The sequence below is a fragment of the Paraburkholderia sp. genome, assembly GCF_047605525.1.
Classification (GTDB): Bacteria; Pseudomonadota; Gammaproteobacteria; order Burkholderiales; family Burkholderiaceae; genus Paraburkholderia.
Genome location: NZ_JASGFN010000011.1, coordinates 173,714 through 189,138 on the forward strand (window position 1 = coordinate 173,714; position 15,425 = coordinate 189,138).

Here is a 15,425-nt window from a genome sequence, read left to right on the forward strand (position 1 = left end):
CTCATCAGCCGAGCGTCACGTCGACCGAGGCTTCTTCGCCATCGCGCACCACGGTGACGGACACGCTGTCGTCGGCCTGAGCGATCATGCGGCGCAACTGCTCGACACCGTGAATCACCTTGCCGTCGACCGCAACGATGATGTCGCCGGCCTGGATGCCCGCCTCGGCGGCTGGCCCGGTGGCCTGCTGCACGACCACGCCGCCCGGCAGCGACGCTTCCTGCTGTTCGTCTTCGCTCAGCGGACGCACGGCGACGCCGAGACGCGGACGATTCTGTTGCTGCGGCTGTTCCTGCTGCTGCTCGCGCGGCGCGGCCGATGCCACGTCGGACGATTGCTGCGCGCCGATCGTGACCGACAGCTTGTGTTCGCCGCCGTTGCGCCACACGCTGATCGTCGCGTCGCTGCCCGGCGCCAGTTGCGCGACCTGCCCGATCAATTCCGTGGTGCTGTTGATCCGCTTGCCGTTCACGCCGACGATCACGTCGCCCTGACGCAGGCCGGCCGCCTGCGCGGGACCGTTCGGATCGACCGAGCCGACCAGCGCGCCGCCTGCCGGGTCGAGGCCGAGTGCCTTCGCCTTGTCGGCGCTGACCGGCTGCACGCCCACGCCGATACGGCCGCGGGTCACGTGGCCGGTGCGCACCAGTTGGTCCTTCACATGCATGGCTGCGTCGATCGGAATCGCGAACGACAGGCCCTGGAAGCCGCCGGTGCGTGAATAGATCATCGAGTTGATGCCGATCACCTCGCCGTTCAGGTTGAACAGCGGACCACCCGAGTTGCCCGGATTGACCGGCACGTCCGTCTGGATGAACGGGATCGGGCTGTCGTCGGAGAACGAACGCGATTTCGCGCTGATGATGCCCGACGTCACCGTGCTGTCGAAGCCATACGGCGAACCGATCGCCACGACCCATTCGCCTACTTTGCTGGCGTCGGGATTGCCGATCTTCACGGTCGGCAGATTCGACGCATCGATCTTCACCACCGCGACGTCGGTGGCCTTGTCCTTGCCGATCACGCGTGCGTGGAATTCGCGGCCGTCGGTGAGCTTCACGCTCACGCTGCTCGCGCCGTCGACGACGTGATTGTTGGTCAGAATGTACCCGTCCTGACTGATGATGAAGCCCGAACCGAGCGCTTCGCCGCCGCTCTTGCGCTGACCGTTCTCGTCGACGGACGCTGCTTCTTTCACGCCGATATGCACGACCGCCGGGCCGTAGCGCGACACGATGCTGGAAAAGTCCGGCGCCGACGAACGCGTACCGGCGATATCCGCTGCCGCGTGCGGCGCGGACCCCGGACCGTTTGATTCGCTCACGGACGCATCGGCATTGCGATGGCTGAGCGCATAAGCGCCGCCGATCGCGAGAACGACGCAGACGGCAGCGCTACCGCGCCAATATTTTTTGGTGGTCATAGTCAGGAATTGTTGCGGAGGGTTACGTGGTGGATGCGTAATGTAGAGGCCGCCACTTAAAGGAAGCTTAAAGATGGTGTGCGATCAGAAAGCCCGTGCGAGCCTTTATTTATAGGGTTATTCGCGCGTGCCGCACCATTTTCCCGATGCTTGCTCACGCATCTTTTTCGCGCTTCGACGACGATCACGCAGAGGGCGATAACCAGCGAATCATATGCGGCGTGTCCGCAAAAAGCCCTTCGCTTGTTTCACGCTTTATCGTTCCCGACCAGTAATTTCCCCAGGATTGACCTCGCCAGAAGCTGTTCCGATAATAGCCATATCATGGACTTACAGTCCACAATATGGACATTCTGATTTTCAGGACATCAAGCGAGGAACACCCCATGCCCGAGGCCCATCACTCCGACCTGACGCCTTATCAGTTGCCATTTCCGAAGGAGGCGCAAAAGGAAATCGTCGTGCCCTTCGCGATTCCGACCGACGAACGCGTATGGGTCCCGCAGGCCGAAAACGTGTCGTTCCGCCCGCTGTGCCTGAATGCGTCGCAGGGTTACTGGATGAATCTGCTGCGAGTGCGCAAATCGGGCGTGCTGAGCCGCCATCGTCACCCGCAGAGCGTGCACGGCATGGTGCTCAAGGGCCGCTGGCGGTATCTCGAGCACGACTGGATCGCCACCGAAGGCAGCTATGTATTCGAGCCGCCGGGCGAGACGCATACGCTGTACGTACCCGAGGACGTCGAGGAAATGATCACGTACTTCCAGGTCAACGGCGTGATGTTCTATTGCGATCCGTACGGCAACTACACCGGCTACGAAGACGTATTCACGAAGATCGACATGTGCCGCAAGCACTACGCGTCGGTCGGTCTCGGTGAAGACTACGTAGACCAGTTCATCCGATGAGCACGCACGCCAGCGTCGCCCAATACGATTTCCGCGGACGCGTCGCGGTCGTCACCGGCGCGGCCGGCGGCATCGGCCGCGCGATCTGCGAGGCGTTCGCGCGCAGCGGCGCGGCGACGCTCAACTGGGATCGCGTGCCCGGCGCTCAGGACTCGCCCGACGCGCCGCGCCATGTCGCGGTCGACATCACACAACCCGAGTCGATCGAAGCCGCGCTCGCCACGACGCTCGACGCCTATGGCCGCATCGACTATCTCGTGAACAACGCGGGCTTCGCGGGCCCGACGCTGCCGCTCGACGAATACGATCCGCTCGAATGGCAGCGCGTGATCGACGTCAACCTGCTCGGCACCTATCACGTGAGCCGCTTCGTCGTGCCGGTGATGCGTCGCGCGGGAGCCGGACGCATCGTCAATATCGCGTCGCTGGCGGGCAAGGAAGGCACGCCGAATGCCTCCGCGTATAGCGCCGCGAAGGCCGGCGTGATCGCGATGACCAAATCGCTCGGCAAGGAGCTCGCGCACACCGGCATTCTCGTGAACGGCGTCGCGCCCGCGGCGGTGGAAACGTCGCTGCTGGCGCAAATGTCGCCCGCACACGTGCAAACGATGATCGACAAAAGCCCGATGAAGCGGCTCGGCACGACGCACGAAGTTGCCGGAATCGTACTCTGGCTTTGCTCGGAATCCTGCTCGTTCAGCACGGGCGCGATCTTCGATCTGTCGGGAGGACGGGCGACCTACTGACGTGCTCATCCTCCGGGCGGCACCGCGGCACGACATCGCACTTCACAGCACTTCAACGTACTACGCGGCAGCATTACTCCCACATCAGCAGGACACATTGCGCAGGAGACAAACATGCTTCAGAAGTCACCACGTCTGAAACGTATCCAGGTGGTCGCAGTCGTTTTCCTGACCGTTGCGGGCATCGTCAACTATCTCGATCGCAGCACGCTGTCCATCGCGAATCATCTGGTGAGCGAAGAGCTGCATCTGTCGGCGTCGCAGATGGGATTGCTGCTGTCCGCGTTTTCGTTGTCGTATGCGTTCGCGCAGCTTCCGGTCGGCGCGCTGCTCGATCGTTTCGGCTCGCGCGTGATGCTCGGGCTCGGCATGCTGGTGTGGTCGATCGCGCAGGTCGCGGGCGGCTTCATCCAGACGCTCAATCACTTTCTGACCGCGCGCGTCGTGCTCGGCGTCGCCGAGGCGCCGCTCTTCCCGGCCGGCGCGAAAGTCGTCAACGAATGGTTCGCGGTGCGCGAGCGCGGCGCGCCGATCGGCACGTTCATTTCTTCATCGACCGTCGCGCCGATGATCGCGCCGCCGCTGCTCACCGTGCTGATGCTCGCTTTCGGCTGGCGCACGATGTTCGTCATCATGGGCGTGCTCGGCATCGTCGTCGCGCTCGCGTGGTACGTGGTCTATCGCAACCGCAGTGAAATCACGCTGACGGAAGAGGAAACCGCGCATCTGAACGAAGGCGCGACCGCCCAGGAAAGCCCGCAAGGCCTGAGCTGGGCGGAATGGGGCGCGCTCTTCAAGCTACGCAACACGTGGGGCATGATCTTCGGCTTCATGGGCGTGATCTACATGGTGTGGCTGTACCTGACGTGGCTGCCCGGCTATCTGGAGAAAGAGCGTCATCTGAGCATCGCGCATACCGGCTGGCTCGTCGCGATTCCGTATGTGTTCGGCACGATCGGCATGCTGAGCAGCGGCCTCATCGCCGACTATCTGCTCAAGCGCGGCATGGCGCCGATTCGCAGCCGCAAGTGGCCGCTGTGCGTCGGGCTCGTCGGCGCGGCGGCGTTCACGGTGCCGGCCGCGTATACGCCGAGCACGACGCTCGCAATCGTCTACGTGTCGCTCGCGATGCTGTTCGTGAATCTGTCGAGCGGCAGCGCCTGGGCGCTGGTCAGCGTCGCCGCGCCGCGGCATCTGGTGGCGTCGCTCGGCAGCATGCAGAACTTCGGCGGCTATCTGGGCGGCTCGTTCGCGCCGGTGATCACGGGCATCGTCGTCGATCAGACGCATTCGTTCGTCAATGCGCTGCTGATCAGCGCGGCTGTCGCGTTCGCCGCGGCGCTCGTGTATCTGTTCGTCGTCAAGGAAGTGGCGCCCGCGCCACTGTCGGACTCGATAGAAACTCAACCTACCTGATGCGGCGACTCCTATGACATTCCAGAATCAGCTACTCGCAGGCAAGACCGCGTTCGTGACCGGCGGCTTGTCCGGCATCGGCGCGGCAATCGCAAACGCGCTCGCGCAACTCGGCGCGCACACCGTCGCGGCCGGTCTGCCGGTGCCCGAAGGCACGCCGGACCCGCTGAATCGCGACATCCAGCGGCTCACGCTCGACGTGCGCTCGGGCGACGACGTGAGCGCCGCGGTGAGTGCGTTCGAGCGTCTCGACATCGTGGTCAACTGCGCGGGCGTGATCAGCCGCGTCGAAGAGCATCGGCTCGAGGTGTTCGAGCGCGTGATGGACATCAACCTGAACGGCACGATGCGCGTGTGCGCGGCCGCGCGCGAATTGCTGAAGGCGTCGGGGGGCTGCATCGTCAATACGGCGTCGATGCTGAGCTTCTTCGGCGGCGGTCTCGTGCCCGCGTACAGCGCGAGCAAGGGCGCGGTCGCGCAACTGACGAAGTCGCTCGCGCTCGCGTACGCAGCCGACGGCATTCGCGTCAACGCGATCGCGCCGGGCTGGATCGCGACGCCGCTCACGCAGGCATTGCAGGACGACGACGGCCGCTCGCAGGCGATCCTCGAGCGCACGCCGCTGCGCCGCTGGGGCACGCCCGACGAAGTCGCGCAGGTCGCGGTGTTTCTGTGCACGCCGGCGGCGTCGTTCATGACGGGGGCGATCGTGCCGGTCGACGGCGGCTATCTCGTCGCGTGACGGCATCGCATGAAGCGGCGTCGCGTTCGTTGAGCCTAGCGAATGAAGGCATAATGGTCTGCCCGTGCCCTGCCCTTGTCCGAGGCCGGGCTCCGCTTCCAAACCTGCTTCAAAGTCCTGCCTCAATGCCTGTTTCAATGCCTGCTCCAAAGTCCCCTTCCAGACCGTCCTCGCGTGCCCGCGCGGCGGTCGACGCAACTGTCGAGACCGCGCCCGCTGACGCTGGCGCCGCGAAGACCGACACCCGAACCGTCGCCGGCGCCGCCGCGTTCTCGAAGTTCATCGCGGTGCTGCAACTGATCGCCGATGCACAAACACCGCCGAACGTCGCGAAACTGAGCGCGGCGAGCGGCTATCCGCGTCCGACCGTGCACCGCATCGTGGCCGCGTTGCAGGCCGAAGGGCTGATCGTCGCGACGGGCAGCGGCAATAGCTTCGGCCTCGGCCCGCGCCTGATCAATCTCGCGAGCCATAGCTGGGAGCGCTCGGATCTGCGTCTCGCGGCCGTCGATGCGTTGATGGAGTTGCGCGACGTCACGTCGGAGACGATTCATCTCGCGGTGCCGAGCCAGGGCGAGATGGTGTACATCGAGAAGCTCGAAAGTCCGCATGCGGTGCGGATGGCATCGCGCATCGGCACGCGGGTCTCGCTGACGTCGAGCTCGGTCGGCAAGGCCTATATGGCCACGCTCGGCGTGGCCGAACGCGAGGCGCTGCTGAAGGACGCGCCGCTCGAACGCTTCACCGAGCACACGCTGACCGATCTCGACGCGGTTCGCCAGGAGTTCGACGCGACCGCGCAACGCGGCTACGCGGAAGACCGCGAGGAAAACGAAGCGTCGATCTGCTGCTACGGCGCGGCGATTCGCGGTCCGGACGGCCGCGCGGTCGGTTGCGTGAGCATCAGCATGCCGACGTTTCGCCGTCGCGACGACGCGCGGACCTGCTATATCGAGCCGCTGCTCGCGGCGTGCCGGACCATCGCGGCGCGGCTCGGGCCGGGCAGCGGACGTTAGTGCCGGCGATCCGGTGGGCAGCCGGTTGCACCAGCCGGCCCGATCGGCGCAATCGGCCTGGCCGACTCAACAGCGGACGCCATCCACGCCGCGGCGGGCCGAAACTGCTATTCTTCCTCTCGCACGGCCGATCCGGCCGTCCGCCGCAAGCAAGCGGCAGACCCCGACAGCATCCCGGCGCTCGCGCGCCCATTTCCCCAAGACAGGAATACGCATGTTCGGTTTTCTGCGCGGCTACTTCTCCAACGACCTCGCGATCGACCTCGGCACGTCGAACACGCTGATCTACATGCGCGGCAAGGGCATCGTGCTCGACGAACCGTCGGTCGTGTCGATCCGCCAGGAAGGCGGCCCGAACGGCAAGAAGATCATTCTGGCCGTCGGCCGCGAAGCGAAGCAGATGCTCGGCAAGGTGCCGGGCAACATCGAGGCGATCCGCCCGATGAAAGACGGCGTGATCGCCGATTTCAACATCACCCAGCAGATGATCAAGCGCTTCATCCAGATGGCGCACGAGTCGCGGCTGTTTGCGCCGTCGCCGCGCATCATCATCTGCGTGCCGTGCGGCTCGACCCAGGTCGAGCGGCGCGCGATCAAGGAAGCCGCGCATAGCGCGGGCGCCTCGCAGGTCTATCTGATCGAGGAACCGATGGCCGCCGCGACCGGCGCGGGGCTGCCGGTGTCGGAAGCCACCGGTTCGATGGTCGTCGACATCGGCGGCGGCACCACCGAGGTCGGCGTGATCTCGCTCGGCGGCATCGTCTATAAAGGCTCGGTGCGCGTCGGTGGCGACAAGTTCGACGACGCGATCGTCAACTACATCCGCCGCAATTACGGCATGCTGATCGGCGAGCAGACCGCCGAGGCCATCAAGAAGGAAATCGGCTCCGCGTTTCCGGGCTCCGAAGTCATGGAGATGGAGGTGAAAGGCCGCAACATGTCCGAGGGGATTCCGCGCAGCTTCACGGTGTCGAGCAACGAGGTTCTCGAGGCGCTGACCGATCCGCTGAATCAGATCGTGTCGTCGGTGAAGATCGCGCTCGAGCAGACGCCGCCGGAACTCGGCGCGGACATCGCCGAGCGCGGCATCATGCTGGCGGGCGGGGGCGCGCTGCTGCGCGATCTCGACCGCCTGCTCGCCGAGGAAACCGGCCTGCCGGTGTTCGTCGCCGAGGCGCCGCTCACCTGCGTGGTGCGCGGCTCCGGCATGGCGCTCGAGCGGATCGACAAATTCGGCGGCTCGTTTTCCTACGATTAACGCGTGCCTCACGCACTGAGCGGATAAATCGGACCTAACGCGGACAGCCCGCGCAAGCGCCATGACGACCCTGCCTGCCTACGAGCCCCCCGTCGACGAAAACGAGCTTCTGCTGAAATGGATCCGCCGCGCGCGCGAATCGCAGATGAGCCATTACGACATGGCGGATCTGCTGTCGACGCGCGAGCGCCGGATGGGCTGGCTCGTGACGATATTGACCGCGTTCGTCGGCACGGCGGTATTCGCGTCGCTGAGCGTGCCGCCGGTATCGATCGAGATGCGGATTTTCGTCGGTCTCGTCAGCGTGGCGGCCGCGATTTCGGCCGCGCTGCAAGTGTTCCTGCGCTATGCCGAGCGCGCCGAGAAACACCGGGCTGCCGGCGCGCGCTACGGCGCGGTGCGGCGCCGGCTCGAAGCGGTGTTTGCCGGCGATGCCGACGCCCGCGAAGGGCACTACCTGAGCACGATCCGCACCGAACTCGACCGGCTCGCCGAGGATTCGCCGAACGTGCCGCCGCGTGTTTTTTATCGCACGCAGCGGGCGTTGTTCGCGGACAGGCCGCGTCGGCGCGATGCATGAAGAGGCGCGCCGCGCCTGAATACCCGAGCGCGTCGCGTCAATCGCACCCCCCGCGCGCCCGCGGCGCTCATCTCACAGATCGTCCACGCTGATGTTGAGATCCGCCGCCATGCGCCGCACCACCGTCTGCAAGCGGCTCACCTCGTCGGCGAGACGCTTCTGCTCGGCCTTCAGCGCCTCGAATGCGGACAGCGGCACGCTATCGTCGTCGGCGGCCGCGGGTTGCGCGGACTCGCTTACGCTCACTTCGCCGCACAGCAGATGCATCCAGCGATGCTCGCGCTCGCCCGCCATGCGCGGCAGCCTGACGACGCGCGGCGGCTCGTTCGCGGCCAGTTCGTCGAGAAACGCCTCGACCGACGAGATATCGGCAAAGCCATGCAGACGCGCGCTGTTCAGGCGCAACTCGGCGGCGGTCTGCGGGCCGCGCAGCAGCAGCGTGGTCAGCAGCGCGATCGACTGTCCCGGCAGCCCGAGCACGCGATTCATGTTGTGCTCGAAGCGCGGCACCCGGCTGCTGCTGCCTTCCAGCACAAGGCTCAGGCGCTTCAACCCGTCGACGGCGGTCAGCACCTCGGCCTCGGTCGCGTTCATGACCGGCGCGCGGCCGGTTTTCTGATTGCAGCCGAGCGTCAGCGCGTTCAGCGACAGCGGATAACTGTCGGGCACGGTGTGCTGCTTTTCGACGAGCACGCCGAGCACGCGTCCTTCGAGCAACGTGAGCTCGCGGATCGCGGGGCGGGAGGAAGCATCGGGAATGGAGTTCATGGAGGAAGCGAGGTCTCGTGGCTGGTACGCGCGCCGTTCGCGTCCGGAGGGTCGGACGGCGCGTTCTGTTGCTGGATGGGCACTATGATAAACGGCCCGGGCCGCGGTAGCGCGCCAATTCGTACGTCAGCCGCCCTCGCCTCTTCTTCTCGCGCGTTACGCGCTTCCTGAATACTTGAACGTGCCTTGCGCGCTCGCGATCAACAGCTTGCCGTCCACCCACGCCTCGGCGCGCGAAAAGAAAATCGAGCGGCCCGAACGTTCGAGAAAGCCCTTCGCGGTGACCGAAGCGCCGAGGCCCTTGTCGAGATAATTCGTGGTCAGCGATAACGTGAAGCCGTGGCGCGCCGGTTGCCCGGCTGGCGCATAGAGCCCCGCGTAGCCCGCCGCCGCGTCGAGCAGCGTCGCGATGGCGCCGCCTTGCAGCACGCCCTGGCGATTGAGCTTGCTCGGGTCGATCGGCATCAGCAGCTCCGCGTAGCCATCGCGCCAGTGCGTGAGACGCACGCCGAGCGATTCGAGAAACGGGTTGTCGATGGGAAGATCGGACATGGTTCGGGCCCCGGCTGTTCTGGATGAGACGTCAGCATACCCGCGATCGCCTGGCGGCAGCGGCGTACCCGGCGTGGATCGTGCGCTGTCGCGCGTGTCGGGTACGCGGGCAAAACCCGCCGCATCTGCTAGTGTTAGTGTTCCTGCATCAGCGCCTGTCATGTGGAGGACTCATGCGATCCATGCACCCCAGCTCGGGAGAAACCGCCTGTCCGACAACGCGCCTCGCCGACGCGCAGATCGCCGCCGAAGCGAGCCGCCGCCTCACATGGGATGCCGCGGTCCCGCCACACGCCGTGTGCGTGAAAGTCGCGCGCGGCCGCATCACGCTGTCGGGCGAACTGCAGCGCGAGCAGCAGCGCGTCGCGATGCTCGAAGACGTGACGCGGCTGTTCGGCGTGACGGGCGTCGCGGACCGCACCGTGATCAGAACGGCCTGACGCGTGCTCTCCGTGCCGGTGCGCGTCATCCCGCGCCGCTTCGCATCAACGCCCGGCAATGCCGGGCGATCTGCTTTTCCTCCTCGGTTTGCAGCACCCTCACCTTGCCCGCGGGATCGTTCTCGACCAGCCCCATAAACGCGAGCCCTTCGCACACGAGCCGGCGTACTGGCGCGCTGTGCTCGCCGATCCCGCCGGTAAACACCAGCAGATCGATTCCGCCGAGCAACGCCGCATACCCGCCGATCGTCTTGCGCACGGCGGTCGCGAACACATCGAGCGCGAGCGATGCCCGCGCGTCGCCGGCCGCCGCGCGCTTTTCGAGCGCCTGCATGTCGCTCTCGCCATCGCTATAACCGGCAAGGCCGCCGTAGCGGTTGAGCAGCGTTTCGAGCGCATCGGCGTCGAGCTGTTCCGCGCGCATCAGATACAGCAGCACGCCCGGATCGAGGTCGCCGCAGCGCGTGCCCATCGGGATACCGCCGGTCGGCGTCAGACCCATCGACGTATCGACCGATTGGCCGTCGAGCAGCGCGCACACGCTCGAGCCGTTGCCGAGATGCGCGAACACCGCGCGCCGCGGCAACGCGGCGCCTAGCTGCCTGACGAGTGATTCATACGATAAGCCATGAAAGCCGTAGCGAATCACGCCGGCCTGCGCGTACCGGCGCGGCAACGCGAGCTGCGCCGCGCGCGGCGGCAGCGTCGCATGAAACGCGGTGTCGAAGCACGCGAAATGCGTGGCGTCGCCGAAGATCTGCGTGGCTTCGTCGATCAGCGCGAGCGCGGGAGGAATATGCAGCGGCGCGAAGTGCAGCGCGTCGCGCAACTGGCGCCGCACGTCGCCGGTGATGCGCTGGTGCGTGCGCAGATGCGGACCGCCATGCACGACCCGATGCCCAACCGCCGCGGGCCGCGCGTGATGCTGCTGGGTGAGCACCTGCGAGAGCTTTTGCAGCGCATCGGTCTGCGATTCGAGCGTCTGCTTCTGCTGCAACAGCACGCGGCCATCGGGTGTTTTGACGCGCAGGCTGCCGTCGTCGCGGCCGATGCCTTCGGCCGCGCCGGCGAGCAGCAGCGTTTCGTTGTCGCTCCCGTCGTTATTTCCGCCGCCGCCCGCCTCCGCGAACAGTCCGAACTTCAGTGACGACGACCCGCTGTTCAGCACCAGAATCGTTTGCTCCTGAGCGTGGTTGTGCATGGTGTCCTCGCTCAGTCCTGCCACGTCCAGTTACGGATTTCCTCCTTGTCGATGCCTTCCGCGTGCGCATACGCGAGATGCTCGATGATCTGGCCGCGCAGCCATTCCTTCGTGTGATCGCCGACGCCGCGCAGCATGGGCACGCGGTCGATCACGTCGATCGCCAGCGTGAAGCGGTCGACTCCGTTGATGATCGCGAGCTCGAGCGGCGTATTGATGTTGCCCTTCTCGTGATAGCCGTGCACGTGCATGTTTTCGTGATTCTTGCGGTTGTACGTGAGCTTGTGCACGAGCGACGCATACGAGTGGAAGTTGAAGATTACCGGCTTGCTGGTCGTAAACAGCGAATCGAAATCGCGATCGGACAGGCCGTGCGGATGCGCGTGCTCGGGCATCAGGCGGAACAGATCGACCACGTTGACGAAGCGGATCTTCAGCGCGGCGAAGCGCGCCTTCAGGATCTGCACGGCGGCCAGTGCCTCCATCGTCGCGATGTCGCCCGCGCAGGCGACCACCACGTCCGGCTCGACGCCCTGATCGGTCGACGCCCAGTCCCAGATGCCGATGCCCTTCGTGCAATGCGTGACGGCCGCGTCCATGTCGAGATAGTCCAGGTGCGGCTGCTTGTCGGAGACGATCACGTTCACGTAGTCGCGCGAACGCAGGCAGTGATCGGCGACGCTCAGCAGGCAGTTCGCATCGGGCGGCAGATAGATGCGCACGACGTCCGGGCTCTTGTTCGTGACGACGTCGAGAAAACCGGGGTCCTGGTGCGTGAAGCCGTTGTGATCCTGACGCCAGACGAGCGACGTGATCAGCAGGTTGATCGACGGCACCGGTTGCCGCCAGCCCAGTTCGCGCTTGGCTTTTTCGAGCCACTTCGCGTGCTGGTTGAACATCGAGTCGATCACGTGGACGAACGCCTCGTAGGTCGCGAACAGACCGTGGCGGCCGGTCAGCACATAGCCTTCGAACCAGCCTTCGAGCGTGTGCTCGCTGAGCATTTCCATCACGCGGCCGGCGGGCGACAGGTCGCCGCCGTCGGCGTCGCTGGGTTCGAGATCGGCGAGCCAGGTTTTCGGCGACGCTTCGTAGACCGCCTGCAGCTTGTTGCTCGCGGTCTCGTCGGGGCCGAACAGGCGAAAGTTGGTCATGTTCCTGCGCATCACGTCGCGCAGGAACGTGCCGAGCACTCCGGTCGGCGACGTGTACGACGAGGCGGGCTGCTTCACCGCGACCGCGTAGTCGCGAAACGGCGGCATGTCGAGCGCCTTGCACAGCAGCCCGCCGTTCGCGTGCGGATTCGCGCTGATGCGGCGCGCGCCTTCCGGCGCGAGCGCGCGCAGTTCGTCGACGAGCCGCCCGTTCGCGTCGAACAGCGTCTCGGGCCCGTAGCTGCGCAGCCACTCCTCGACGATTTTCAGGCTCTTGCGATTGGTCGCCGGATCGGGCACCGGCACCTGATGCGCGCGCCACGAGCCTTCCACCTTGTGGCCGTCGACTTCCTTCGGCCCGGTCCAGCCCTTCGGCGAGCGCAGCACGATCATCGGCCAGCGCGGCCGTGTCGTGTCGTTGTTCCGGCGCGCATGCTGCTGGATCGCGCGGATTTCGCCGATGCACTGCTCGAGCGTCGCGGCCATCTGCTGATGCATCGTGTCCGGATCGTCGCCTTCGACGAAATAGGGCTTGTGGCCATAGCCGACCAGCAGCGCTTCGAGTTCCTCGCGCGGAATCCGCGCGAGCAGCGTCGGATTGGCGATCTTGTAGCCGTTCAGGTGCAGCACCGGCAGCACCGCGCCATCGCGGATCGGGTTGAGGAACTTGTTCGAATGCCATGAGGTGGCGAGCGGCCCGGTTTCCGCTTCGCCGTCGCCGATCATCACGGTGACGATCAGATCGGGATTGTCGAACGCGGCGCCGTAGCCGTGCGACAGGCTGTAGCCGAGTTCGCCGCCTTCGTGAATCGAGCCCGGCGTTTCCGGCGTGCAATGCGAACCGATGCCGCCAGGAAACGAGAATTGCCGGAAGAAGCGCTGCATGCCGGCTTCGTCCTCGCCGCGATCGGGATAGACCTCCGAGTAGTGACCTTCCAGATAGCAGTGCGCGAGGCTCGCCGGCGCGCCATGACCGGGACCCGACAGATAAATCATGTCGAGATCGAGCTGGCGGATCAGCCGGTTCAGATGCACGAGCAGAAAACTCTGCCCCGGGTCCGATCCCCAGTGACCGAGCAGCCGGTTCTTGATGTGCTCGGGCTTCAGCGGTTCGCGCAGCAGCGGATTGTCGCGCAGATAGATCATGCCGACGGACAGATAGTTGCACGCGCGCCAGTAGCGATCCATGTTGCGCAGCGTGTCGGGGTCCAGAACTCGTGGCGGGGCGGGATGCGAGGTTGATTCGGCCATGGCGTCACTCCTCGAAAAGGACTGTCAGGCGGGTTGGCGGATGGTGTGGCGGTTCGTGCCGCGGTGGTCGCGGTGGGTGTTCGGAAGGCGGTGGGCGCAAAAACTGGACGCGGGACCGCGCGACGCGTGTGCCCGGGGCGCCGATCGGCGCCTGCGTCCGTCAGCGGTTGTGACAGGCCCCGCGCCGCATGGTTCGGCGCAATCGCCGCGAAGCTGCGGTGCGCGCGGCGAATGCATTAAGCTGCTCGAACTGGACGTGCGTGAGTCAGTCCGCGAATCGCGTGTGTCGCTATTCACGATGCATTGGTACTGTGTCGCCGCTGCGTCCGGTGCTCCCTTTTTTGCGTTTCCTCGCCTCAGGTTAACGGCCGCCATGTCGACATCTCCCAGTCCGCTCAAAGTACTCATGATCCTGGTTCTCGCGCTCGTGTTGCCGTGCGCGGCGATCGCCGTGCTGATCGGCGTGTTCGGACTGCTGGTCAAGCTGTTCGGCCACGGGTAACGCATCGCATCGGTGGGCATCGGCGGGCGGCGCCCTCGCCCGCGCCGGCTGCGCAAAATGGGTATGCTGGGCGAAAGGTCGCGGCACCGCTGCCGTGCGCGCCTGTTCGTCGTTCCCGCAGCCATCGCAAGGAGACTCCATTGACCGACCACGCCAATAACCTCCCGCCTTCGCAACCCGATCCCGAACTGCAGGCGCTCGCGCAGGAAGTCTTCGATCTCGCGCGGCGCGGCGACGCGACGATGCTCGCCGCCGTGATCGAAAAAGGCGTGCCGCCGAACCTGCGCAACGAACGCGGCGACAGCCTCGTCATGCTCGCGAGCTACCACGGTCACGCCGACGCGGTGCGCACGCTGCTCGACCAGGGCGCCGACCCCAACCTGCGCAACGACGCCGGCCAGACGCCGCTCGCGGGCGCCGCGTTCAAGGGCTTCGACAACGTGATCGAGACCCTGCTCGCGCACGGCGCCGACGTCGAAGGCGCGTCGCCCGATGGCCGCACCGCGCTGATGATCGCGGCGATGTTCAACCGCACGGCGATCGTCGATCTGCTGATCGCGCACGGCGCCGACCCGCATGCGCGCGACGCGAACGGCGTCAGCGCGGCCGACGCCGCGGCGCGCATGGGCGCCGGCGATACGCTCGCGCGGCTGAAATCGCTGGGGACGTGACGCGCGGCGGGCAGAAAACCGCCGGCCCCCGCGCCTACTCCTTCGCGCCGCGCAGCAGCGTATCCACATCGATATCCGCCAGCTCGCCGATCCGCTCGACCGTCACATCGGCGGGCGGATTGTTTGCGATCTCCTTCGGATCGAACGCATAGTGCCCCTGGCGCGGAAACACGGTCGTCAATTCCGCGCCCCACGCTTTCTTCATCGCGGCGAGAATCCGCAGCTTGTCGTCGACCATCACGTAATGGCGCGCCGGATAGCAGTCCTTCACCTGATCGAGCATCTGTTCCTTATGGATGTAGATCAGCACGCGCCCCTCGACTTCATCCCACAGGCCCGAGCGCGCGATCTTGCGCGGCTGGAACACGACGTCGCCGTCGGACAGGATCACCGTGGGCCCGCGCCTCGCCACATGCCGCAACGCATCGAGCGCGCCCGGATAGAGCCGGTTCGCAAACGGATACTCGATCAGGAACGACGACATCAGCAGCAGCCGCGTGTCGCGCGGACGCTCGATCCGGTAGCGCTGCAGCGCGCCGAGGTAGTCGGCGTAACCGAGCTCGGCGCGCAGGTTCTCGAAGATTTCCCAGTAGCGCGCGCTGTTCTGCTCGCCGAACTCGCGCGTCATGTGCGTGCGCAGATCCCGCAGTACGGAATCGTTGTCGAGCAGCGTGTTGTCGCAATCGAACAGAAACACGACGTCGTGCGGCGTGGCGGGGGTGGCGGGCATCGTGGCTCCTTGGGGCTGGGTTCGCGTGGATGGTCTGCCGGATCGGCGTTATTTTTCCCGGCGTCTT

At 65.7% G+C, this 15,425-nt stretch carries 16 protein-coding genes; 10 read left to right on the forward strand and 6 right to left on the reverse strand.

From position 1 onward, the window contains the following. Positions 1–4 precede the first annotated feature (4 nt). Positions 5–1,423 (reverse strand): trypsin-like peptidase domain-containing protein, encoded by a 1,419-nt coding sequence (locus tag QM685_RS17620; protein ID WP_415117652.1) that lies wholly within the window; start codon positions 1,421–1,423, stop codon positions 5–7. A 386-nt stretch (positions 1,424–1,809) separates the two neighbouring features. Between QM685_RS17620 and QM685_RS17625 the strand changes: the two genes are divergently transcribed. The 7 genes from QM685_RS17625 (at position 1,810) to QM685_RS17655 (ending at position 8,089) form a co-directional block, all read left to right on the forward strand. Next, positions 1,810–2,331, forward strand: coding sequence for a 2,4'-dihydroxyacetophenone dioxygenase family protein (locus QM685_RS17625; protein WP_415117653.1), 522 nt, complete (start codon positions 1,810–1,812; stop codon positions 2,329–2,331). Beyond that, on the forward strand, positions 2,328–3,077 hold the full coding sequence (locus QM685_RS17630; RefSeq protein WP_415117654.1) for an SDR family NAD(P)-dependent oxidoreductase: 750 nt from the start codon (positions 2,328–2,330) through the stop codon (positions 3,075–3,077). The genes QM685_RS17625 and QM685_RS17630 overlap by 4 nt, the downstream gene beginning before the upstream one ends. 114 nt (positions 3,078–3,191) lie before the next feature. Continuing rightward, complete coding sequence (locus tag QM685_RS17635) at positions 3,192–4,493, forward strand: MFS transporter (protein WP_415117655.1); 1,302 nt, start codon at positions 3,192–3,194, stop codon at positions 4,491–4,493. 13 nt (positions 4,494–4,506) lie between these two features. Next, positions 4,507–5,235 (forward strand): SDR family NAD(P)-dependent oxidoreductase, encoded by a 729-nt coding sequence (locus QM685_RS17640; protein ID WP_415117656.1) that lies wholly within the window; start codon positions 4,507–4,509, stop codon positions 5,233–5,235. 137 nt (positions 5,236–5,372) lie between these two features. Continuing rightward, entirely contained in the window at positions 5,373–6,251 is an 879-nt protein-coding gene (locus QM685_RS17645; RefSeq protein ID WP_415117657.1) for an IclR family transcriptional regulator, read from the forward strand. A gap of 214 nt (positions 6,252–6,465) precedes the next feature. After that, entirely contained in the window at positions 6,466–7,509 is a 1,044-nt protein-coding gene (locus QM685_RS17650; protein WP_415117658.1) for a rod shape-determining protein, read from the forward strand. A 61-nt stretch (positions 7,510–7,570) separates the two neighbouring features. Continuing rightward, entirely contained in the window at positions 7,571–8,089 is a 519-nt protein-coding gene (locus tag QM685_RS17655) for an SLATT domain-containing protein (protein WP_415117659.1), read from the forward strand. Positions 8,090–8,161: 72 nt separating this feature from the next. Here the strand turns inward: QM685_RS17655 and QM685_RS17660 are convergent, their stop codons facing one another. Beyond that, the gene (locus QM685_RS17660; protein WP_415117660.1) at positions 8,162–8,857 is read right to left on the reverse strand and encodes a YceH family protein; all 696 of its coding nucleotides are present in this window, start codon (positions 8,855–8,857) and stop codon (positions 8,162–8,164) included. A gap of 156 nt (positions 8,858–9,013) precedes the next feature. Next, positions 9,014–9,409, reverse strand: coding sequence for a PaaI family thioesterase (locus QM685_RS17665; RefSeq protein ID WP_415117661.1), 396 nt, complete (start codon positions 9,407–9,409; stop codon positions 9,014–9,016). A 173-nt stretch (positions 9,410–9,582) separates the two neighbouring features. On the opposite strand from QM685_RS17665, the gene QM685_RS17670 reads away from it, so the two are divergent. Further along, positions 9,583–9,849, forward strand: coding sequence for a BON domain-containing protein (locus tag QM685_RS17670; protein ID WP_415117662.1), 267 nt, complete (start codon positions 9,583–9,585; stop codon positions 9,847–9,849). A 25-nt stretch (positions 9,850–9,874) separates the two neighbouring features. Here the strand turns inward: QM685_RS17670 and QM685_RS17675 are convergent, their stop codons facing one another. Beyond that, positions 9,875–11,050, reverse strand: coding sequence for an acetate/propionate family kinase (locus tag QM685_RS17675; protein WP_415117663.1), 1,176 nt, complete (start codon positions 11,048–11,050; stop codon positions 9,875–9,877). 11 nt (positions 11,051–11,061) lie between these two features. After that, the gene (locus QM685_RS17680) at positions 11,062–13,455 is read right to left on the reverse strand and encodes a phosphoketolase (RefSeq protein ID WP_415117664.1); all 2,394 of its coding nucleotides are present in this window, start codon (positions 13,453–13,455) and stop codon (positions 11,062–11,064) included. 373 nt (positions 13,456–13,828) lie between these two features. Here QM685_RS17680 and QM685_RS17685 point away from each other — a divergent pair, with 373 nt between their 5' ends. Beyond that, a complete protein-coding gene (locus QM685_RS17685) occupies positions 13,829–13,957 on the forward strand; it encodes a hypothetical protein (protein ID WP_415117665.1) in 129 nt (42 codons plus the stop codon). Positions 13,958–14,097: 140 nt separating this feature from the next. Continuing rightward, the gene (locus tag QM685_RS17690; protein WP_415117666.1) at positions 14,098–14,628 is read left to right on the forward strand and encodes an ankyrin repeat domain-containing protein; all 531 of its coding nucleotides are present in this window, start codon (positions 14,098–14,100) and stop codon (positions 14,626–14,628) included. 34 nt (positions 14,629–14,662) lie between these two features. Here QM685_RS17690 and QM685_RS17695 read toward each other — a convergent pair whose 3' ends face one another. Further along, on the reverse strand, positions 14,663–15,358 hold the full coding sequence (locus tag QM685_RS17695) for an HAD family hydrolase (protein ID WP_415117667.1): 696 nt from the start codon (positions 15,356–15,358) through the stop codon (positions 14,663–14,665). Positions 15,359–15,425 lie beyond the last annotated feature (67 nt).

What these genes read in the sequence shown, in the direction of transcription:
- QM685_RS17665 (WP_415117661.1), bottom strand. Translation starts at nt 9,409, where the DNA reads ATGTCCGATCTTCCCATCGACAACCCGTTTCTCGAATCGCTCGGCGTG.
- QM685_RS17655 (WP_415117659.1), top strand. Translation starts at nt 7,571, where the DNA reads ATGACGACCCTGCCTGCCTACGAGCCCCCCGTCGACGAAAACGAGCTT.
- QM685_RS17630 (WP_415117654.1), top strand. Translation starts at nt 2,328, where the DNA reads ATGAGCACGCACGCCAGCGTCGCCCAATACGATTTCCGCGGACGCGTC.
- QM685_RS17695 (WP_415117667.1), bottom strand. Translation starts at nt 15,358, where the DNA reads ATGCCCGCCACCCCCGCCACGCCGCACGACGTCGTGTTTCTGTTCGAT.
- QM685_RS17675 (WP_415117663.1), bottom strand. Translation starts at nt 11,050, where the DNA reads ATGCACAACCACGCTCAGGAGCAAACGATTCTGGTGCTGAACAGCGGG.
- QM685_RS17635 (WP_415117655.1), top strand. Translation starts at nt 3,192, where the DNA reads ATGCTTCAGAAGTCACCACGTCTGAAACGTATCCAGGTGGTCGCAGTC.
- QM685_RS17650 (WP_415117658.1), top strand. Translation starts at nt 6,466, where the DNA reads ATGTTCGGTTTTCTGCGCGGCTACTTCTCCAACGACCTCGCGATCGAC.
- QM685_RS17620 (WP_415117652.1), bottom strand. Translation starts at nt 1,423, where the DNA reads ATGACCACCAAAAAATATTGGCGCGGTAGCGCTGCCGTCTGCGTCGTT.
- QM685_RS17645 (WP_415117657.1), top strand. Translation starts at nt 5,373, where the DNA reads ATGCCTGCTCCAAAGTCCCCTTCCAGACCGTCCTCGCGTGCCCGCGCG.
- QM685_RS17660 (WP_415117660.1), bottom strand. Translation starts at nt 8,857, where the DNA reads ATGAACTCCATTCCCGATGCTTCCTCCCGCCCCGCGATCCGCGAGCTC.
- QM685_RS17670 (WP_415117662.1), top strand. Translation starts at nt 9,583, where the DNA reads ATGCGATCCATGCACCCCAGCTCGGGAGAAACCGCCTGTCCGACAACG.
- QM685_RS17625 (WP_415117653.1), top strand. Translation starts at nt 1,810, where the DNA reads ATGCCCGAGGCCCATCACTCCGACCTGACGCCTTATCAGTTGCCATTT.
- QM685_RS17640 (WP_415117656.1), top strand. Translation starts at nt 4,507, where the DNA reads ATGACATTCCAGAATCAGCTACTCGCAGGCAAGACCGCGTTCGTGACC.
- QM685_RS17685 (WP_415117665.1), top strand. Translation starts at nt 13,829, where the DNA reads ATGTCGACATCTCCCAGTCCGCTCAAAGTACTCATGATCCTGGTTCTC.
- QM685_RS17680 (WP_415117664.1), bottom strand. Translation starts at nt 13,455, where the DNA reads ATGGCCGAATCAACCTCGCATCCCGCCCCGCCACGAGTTCTGGACCCC.